The 6,149-nt window shown below is 70.8% G+C and carries 6 protein-coding genes and 1 pseudogene; 2 read left to right on the forward strand and 5 right to left on the reverse strand.

All coding sequences use genetic code 11. The features are described 5' to 3' along the window. Nucleotides 1-183: 183 nt before the first annotated feature. Genes H0U68_RS12955 through H0U68_RS12970 form a run of 4 tightly spaced genes read right to left on the reverse strand, consistent with a single transcriptional unit; the run spans nt 184 to nt 3,204 of the window. Nucleotides 184-963, reverse strand: coding sequence for an SDR family oxidoreductase (locus H0U68_RS12955; RefSeq protein ID WP_296356217.1), 780 nt, complete (start codon nt 961-963; stop codon nt 184-186). Continuing rightward, nucleotides 960-1,619 (reverse strand): LPS export ABC transporter periplasmic protein LptC, encoded by a 660-nt coding sequence (gene lptC, locus H0U68_RS12960; RefSeq protein ID WP_296356207.1) that lies wholly within the window; start codon nt 1,617-1,619, stop codon nt 960-962. Before lptC ends, H0U68_RS12955 begins: the two co-directional genes overlap by 4 nt. Then, nucleotides 1,616-2,182, reverse strand: a complete 567-nt coding sequence (locus H0U68_RS12965; protein ID WP_296356208.1) for a 3-deoxy-D-manno-octulosonate 8-phosphate phosphatase — start codon at nt 2,180-2,182, stop codon at nt 1,616-1,618. The genes lptC and H0U68_RS12965 overlap by 4 nt, the downstream gene beginning before the upstream one ends. A 2-nt stretch (nt 2,183-2,184) precedes the next feature. Next, nucleotides 2,185-3,204: a KpsF/GutQ family sugar-phosphate isomerase gene (locus tag H0U68_RS12970; RefSeq protein WP_296356210.1), complete on the reverse strand. Its 1,020-nt coding sequence runs from the start codon at nt 3,202-3,204 to the stop codon at nt 2,185-2,187. A 49-nt stretch (nt 3,205-3,253) separates the two neighbouring features. On the opposite strand from H0U68_RS12970, the gene H0U68_RS12975 reads away from it, so the two are divergent. Beyond that, on the forward strand, nt 3,254-5,242 hold the full coding sequence (locus tag H0U68_RS12975) for a monovalent cation:proton antiporter-2 (CPA2) family protein (RefSeq protein WP_296356212.1): 1,989 nt from the start codon (nt 3,254-3,256) through the stop codon (nt 5,240-5,242). Nucleotides 5,243-5,249: 7 nt separating this feature from the next. Next, complete coding sequence (locus H0U68_RS12980) at nt 5,250-5,804, forward strand: adenine phosphoribosyltransferase (RefSeq protein ID WP_296356214.1); 555 nt, start codon at nt 5,250-5,252, stop codon at nt 5,802-5,804. A 17-nt stretch (nt 5,805-5,821) separates the two neighbouring features. Here H0U68_RS12980 and H0U68_RS12985 read toward each other — a convergent pair. Further along, nucleotides 5,822-6,149, reverse strand: a pseudogene (locus H0U68_RS12985) (hypothetical protein); the annotation flags it as partial.

Consider the following 6,149-nt stretch of genomic DNA (forward strand, 5'->3'; position numbering starts at 1 on the left):
GGTGGTGGCGGCGGCCAGGACGGCGGCTTCCGCAGCCCGTACGGCTCCGGCCCGCGTGGCGGTGGCAGCGGCGGTGGTGGCAGCGGCGGCGGCGGTGGCCGCGGCGGCTACTAAGCACCAGGCGCCCTGCGCCCACGACGAAAAGGCTCCTTCGGGAGCCTTTTTTCTTTTCATGCTTTTTGTTTATTCGTCCTGCCGGCGCTTTCGTGGCCTGCCGGCCAGCGCCCGGTCGAATACGGCGTTGGGCAGGGCGCGCAGGAGTTTCGCGACGATGCCCATCTGCCATGGGATCACCCGGTAGCTGGCGCCCGCATCAATGGCGCGGAAGGCCTGGTCGGCGAAGTCGCCCGGCTGCATCAGGAAGGGCATGCCGTAGCGGTTCTTTCGCGTGAGCGGCGTGTCGACGTAGCCCGGGCAGATCGTCACCACCTTCACGCCCGAGGCGCGCAGTTCGCCGCGCAGGCTTTCGCAATAGCCGATCACCGCGGCCTTGCTCGCGCAATAGGCGCCGTGCCCCGGCAGGCCGCGGATGCCGGACACGCTGCCGATGCCCACCAGCCGGCCCGACCCGCGCGCCGCCATCGGCGCGACGAAGGGATGGAAGGTGGCGGCCAGCCCCACGTTGTTGACGGCGAAGGTCCGCGCCAGCACGTCGATGTCGGCGCGCACCGCGGTGTCGATGCCGATGCTGATGCCGGCATTGGCGATCACCACGTCGGGCAGACCCTGCGCCGCGATGCAGGCTTCGCCGGCGGAGACGATGGCGCCTGTGTCAGCCACGTCGGCGCCGTACACCGCGCAATGTTCCGGCCGCAGGCCCTGCGCGGCCGCCCAGCTGTCGATCTCGCCGGTGCGGCGCGCCACCAGGGCGAGCTGCCAGCCGGCCTGGTGGTAGCGCCAGGCCAGCGCCTGGCCCAGGCCGCTGGACGCGCCCGTGATGAACGCCAGCGGCACGGCGCTCAGCCCCCGGCGCGCGGCGACGCGATCAGTCCGCGCACGCGCCCGCGCAGCTGCAGCACGCGCGCCAGGTTGTCGTAGTCCATGCCGTCGGCGTTGAAGCGGTCGTCGCCGCGGATCAGGATCACCGGCTTGTTGGTGGTGATGCGCTCGGTGTCCATGAAGGCATGCAGGAAGTCGCTGCGGATCTCCATCTTCGGCGCGGCGTTGCCCTGGGCGTCGGTGACGGCTTCGCGCGTGACGACGGCGTCGCCGATCAGCTGCACCTGGGTGCCGTCGGCGTTGCTGATGGCGCGCCGGGCGGTGGCCACCGTGAGCGCGCCGTGCTCGTTGAACGAGCGGATGCGCGGCTGGTCGATTTCCAGCGTGTCGGTGTCCGGGTAGTGGCGCGCCTGCACGCCGTAGATTTCGCTTTTCAGGCGGCCGGCAGCGTCGAAGTTCTTCACCGAGAAGCCGCGCATGAAGGAATCGGGCTCGTGCGTGGCGGCGCGCTCGGTGGTCGGGTCGGAAAAACTCGGCGTGTTGCGCGCCAGCCAGTAGGTGCCCAGCGCCATCACGCCCATCAGCATCACCGGCAGGTAGATCGACAGCCGGTCCCACAGCCGCCATAGGCTACGAGCGAGCCGCCGCGGCGGCACGTCCGCCGGCACCACCGAGCTCATGTGTAGCCTTCCAGCAGCTGCGCGTAGCGGCCGCAGGCCAGCAGCAGCAGGTCGCAGAATTCGCGCGCCGCGCCGTGGCCGGCGGCGGCCTGCGTCACATGGCGCGCCACGGCGCGCACCTCGGCGTGCGCATGCGGCGGCGCTGCGGCGAAGGCGCAGCGCGTGAGCACCGGCAGGTCGGGCCAGTCGTCGCCGATGCCGGCGGCCTGGCTCCAGTCCAGGCCAAGCGCCGCCAGCACCGATTCGGCCGCCGGGCGCTTCTTCTCGGTGCCGTAGTGCACGTGCGCGATGCCCAGCGCCTGCAGCCGCTGGCGCAGCGGCGCCGAGTCCCGGCCGGTGATCACGGCCGGCACGATGCCCCCCTCTTGCAGCAGCTTCAATCCCAGGCCGTCGAGGATGTTGAAGCGCTTGAGCGTCTCGCCGTGCTCGGACAGGTACAGGCCGCCGTCCGTTAGCACGCCGTCGACGTCGAAGAAAGCCACGCGCACGCCTTGGGCGGCCAGCAGCAGCTCGGGTGGAAATCGCAGCGCGGGGGAGAGGGAAACAGAGGTGGATGCGGGCATGTTCAGATGACCTTGGCGCGCATCAGGTCGTTGCTGTTCACCGCGCCGCACAGCCGCCCTTCGGCGTCCACCACCAGCACGCTGGTGATGCGGTGCTGCTCCATCAGCTGCGCGGCCTCGGCCGCCAGCGCGTCGGACTGGATGGTCTTGGGGCCCGGATGCATGACGTCGCGCGCGACCATCGCGCGCAGGTCCACGCCTTGTTCGATCAGCCGGCGCAGGTCGCCGTCGGTGAAGATGCCCAGCACGCGGTCGCTGTCGTCCACCACGGCGGAGGCGCCCAGCCCCTTGGCGCTCATCTCGCGCATCAGCGCGGGGAACGCGGAGTCGGCGCGCACGCGCGGCACGGCGTCGCCGGTGCGCATCACGTCGCTCAGGTGGGTCAGCAGCTTGCGGCCGAGCGCCCCGCCTGGGTGAGATCTTGCGAAGTCCTCGGTGCGAAACCCCCGCGCATCCAGCAACGACACCGCCAGCGCGTCGCCCAGCGCGAGCTGCGCGGTGGTGCTGGCGGTCGGCGCCAGCTGCAATGGGCAGGCTTCCCGGGTCACGCCGCAGTCCAGCACGATGTCGGCATGCCGCCCCAGCGTGGAGTCGGAGTTGCCGGTGATCGCCACCAGGCCCACGCCCAGGCGCTTGAGCACCGGCAGGATCACGGTGATCTCGTCACTCTCGCCGCCGTTGGAGATCGCCAGCACCAGGTCGATCGCCTTGATCATGCCCAGGTCGCCGTGGCTGGCTTCGGCTGGGTGCACGAACATGGCGGGCGTGCCGGTGGAAGCCAGCGTGGCGGCCACCTTGCGGCCGATGTGGCCGCTCTTGCCCATGCCCATCACCACCACGCGGCCGCGCACGCCGAGCAGCTTTTCCACCGCGCGGGCGAAGGCCTCGCCGGTGCGCGCCTTCAGGCCCAGCACCGCCTCGGCCTCGATCTCGAAGGTCTCCTGGGCCAGGCGCAGCGCGCGGGCCGCGTCGAACGCCGGGCCTGTCGAAGCGGCCGGTCCCGCGCCTGTCGAAGTGATCATGGGGGCGATTCTAGGCGGCGCTGGCGGGACGCTCGGCTAGCATCAGGGGATGTCCTCGCTCGAGCTCACCCTGGTGTACCTGCTGGCCGCGGTGCTGGCGGTGGTGGGCTGCCGCTTCCTCAAGCTGCCGCCGATGCTGGGCTACCTGGCCGTGGGCGTGGTGATCGGCCCGAACGCGCTGGCGCTGGGCCGAAACGCCGACGCGGTGCGGCACCTGGGCGAATTCGGCGTGGTGTTCCTGATGTTCGTGATCGGCCTGGAATTCAGCCTGCCCAAGCTGCGCGCCATGCGCCGCCACGTGTTCGGGCTGGGGCTGTTCCAGGTGCTGCTGACGATTGCGCTGGGCATGGCCGGCGCGCTGCTGCTGGCGGCCCTGCTGCCGCAGACCTGGAACATGGGCTGGAAAACGGCGTTGACGCTGGCCGGCGCGCTGGCCATGAGCAGCACCGCCATCGTGGTGAGGATGATGGCCGAGCGGCTGGAGCTGGAGTCCGAGCACGGCCGCCGGGTAATGGGCGTGCTGCTGTTCCAGGATCTGGCGGTGGTGCCGCTGCTGGTGCTGATCCCCGCGCTGGGCAGCCCGGCCGAGACGCTGCTGATGTCGCTGGCCGTCGCCGGCGCCAAGGCGGTGGTGCTGATCGTGCTGCTGCTCACCGGCGGCCAGGCGCTGATGCGCTGGTGGCTCACGCTGGTGGCGCGGCGGCGCAGCGATGAGCTGTTCGTGCTGAACCTGCTGCTGATCACGCTGGGGCTGGCCTGGCTCACCGAGCTGGCCGGCCTGTCGCTGGCGCTGGGCGCCTTCATCGCCGGCATGCTGATCTCGGAGACAGAATACAAGCACCAGGTGGAGACCGACATCCGCCCGTTCCACGACGTGCTGCTGGGCCTGTTCTTCATCACCATCGGCATGCTGCTGGACTGGCGCCCGGTGGCCGAGCACTGGGCGCTGGTGCTGGTGCTGGTGACGCTGCCGGTGCTGTTCAAGCTGGCGCTGGTGACCTTGCTCGCACGCGGGCTGGGCGCGTCAACTGGCGTGTCGCTGCGCACCGGGCTGTACCTGGCGCAGGCCGGCGAGTTCGGCTTCGTGCTGCTCACGCTGGGCCAGCAGAACAACCTGGTGCCGCCGGCGCTGCTGAACCCGGTGCTGGCCAGCATGGTGCTGTCGATGCTGGCCACGCCGTTCATCATCCAGTGGAGCAACCGCATCGTGATGAAGCTGGTGGCCAGCGAGTGGATGCAGCAGTCGCTGCAGATGACCACCATCGCGCGCAAGTCGATCAACGTCAGCAAGCACGTGATCATCTGCGGCTACGGACGCTGCGGCCAGAACCTGGCGCGCATGCTGGAGCGCGAAGGCATTCCCTACATGGCGCTGGACCTCGACCCCGACCGCGTGCGCCAGGCCGCCGCGGCCGGCGATTCGGTGGTGTACGGCGACGCCGCGCGGCTGCAGGCGCTGATGGCCGCCGGCCTGGCGCGCGCCAGCGCCGTGGTGGTGAGCTACCTGGACGTTCCCGGCGCGATGAAGGTGCTGGCCAACGCGCACAAGCACGCGCCGCAGGTGCCGGTGATCGTGCGCACCCACGACGACCACGACCTGGACAAGCTGCAGGCCGCCGGCGCCACCGAGGTGGTGCCCGAGGCGCTGGAGAGTTCGCTGATGCTGGCCAGCCACGCGCTGGCGCTGGTCGGCGTGCCGATGCGCCGGGTGATCCGCATCGTGCAGGAGCAGCGCGACGCGCGCTACAACCTGCTGCGCGGCTACTTCCACGGCGCCGACGACGACGACACCGCGGAAGAACGGGATCAGGAACGCCTGACCACGGTGAAGCTGCCGCCCGACGCCGCGGCGATTGGCCGCATGCTGGGCACGCTGGCGCTGCAGGCGCTGGACGTGCGCGTGGTCAGCCTGCGCCGCAGCGACGGCAAGGCGGTGAACCCCGCCGCCGACCCCGCCCTGCAGGATGGCGACGCGCTGGTCCTGTCCGGCCGGCCCGAGCCGCTGGCCATTGCCGAAGAGCGGCTGCTCAAAGGATGACGACGAGATGGAACACGACCCGTTCAGCGTGAGCGACTACCTGCGCAGCCACATCCGCACCGTGCCCGACTGGCCGGTGCCCGGCGTGCAGTTCCGCGACATCACGCCGCTGCTGCAGGACCCGAAGGTGTTCCGGGTGCTGATCGACGGCTTCGTGCACCGCTACATGGACCGGCGGCCCGACGTGGTGGCCGGCCTGGACGCGCGCGGCTTCATCCTGGGACCGGTGGTGGCGTACGAGCTTGGCCTGGGGTTCGTGCCGATCCGCAAGAAAGGCAAGCTGCCCTTCGCCACGGTGGAAGAAACCTACGACCTGGAGTACGGCAGCGCCACGGTGGAACTGCACACCGACGCGGTGAAGCCGGGCCAGCGCGTGCTGCTGATCGACGACCTGATCGCCACCGGCGGCACCATGCTGGCCGGCAAGAGGCTGCTGGAAAAACTCGGCGCCACGGTGGTGGAAGGCGCGGCCATCGTCGACCTGCCGGAGCTGGGGGGCTCGCAGCGGCTGCGCGCCGGCGGGCTGTCCGTCTTCACCTTCGTCGACTTCCCGGGCCACTGAGGCCCGGCCGCCGCTTCCTAGCGCAGGTCGCCGTACTGCGTGGCGCTCAGCGCCGGCACCAGCGGCGCGTTGTCCGTGACCTCGGTGTCCTCGAAGCCGGTGAGCAGCGTGTAGCTTTGCGGGCCGTGCTTGACCGACCCGTCGAAGTCGCGCGCCGTCGCGCCCATGTCCGCCGCCGGCGCCGTTGCGGCGGCAGCCGCCGGAGTGGCCGCAACCACCGCCGGCGCCGATGCGCCTGCGGCCAGCGCACGCTTGAAGGCTTCTACCTCGTCGGCCTCGATCGGCTCGAAGCGCGGGATCGGCAGCCTCACGGTGGGATCTTCGTTCAGCGGCACGGGGTGCGGC

It is taken from the genome of Ramlibacter sp. (assembly GCF_013697775.1).
Lineage (GTDB): Bacteria > Pseudomonadota > Gammaproteobacteria > Burkholderiales > Burkholderiaceae_C > Ramlibacter.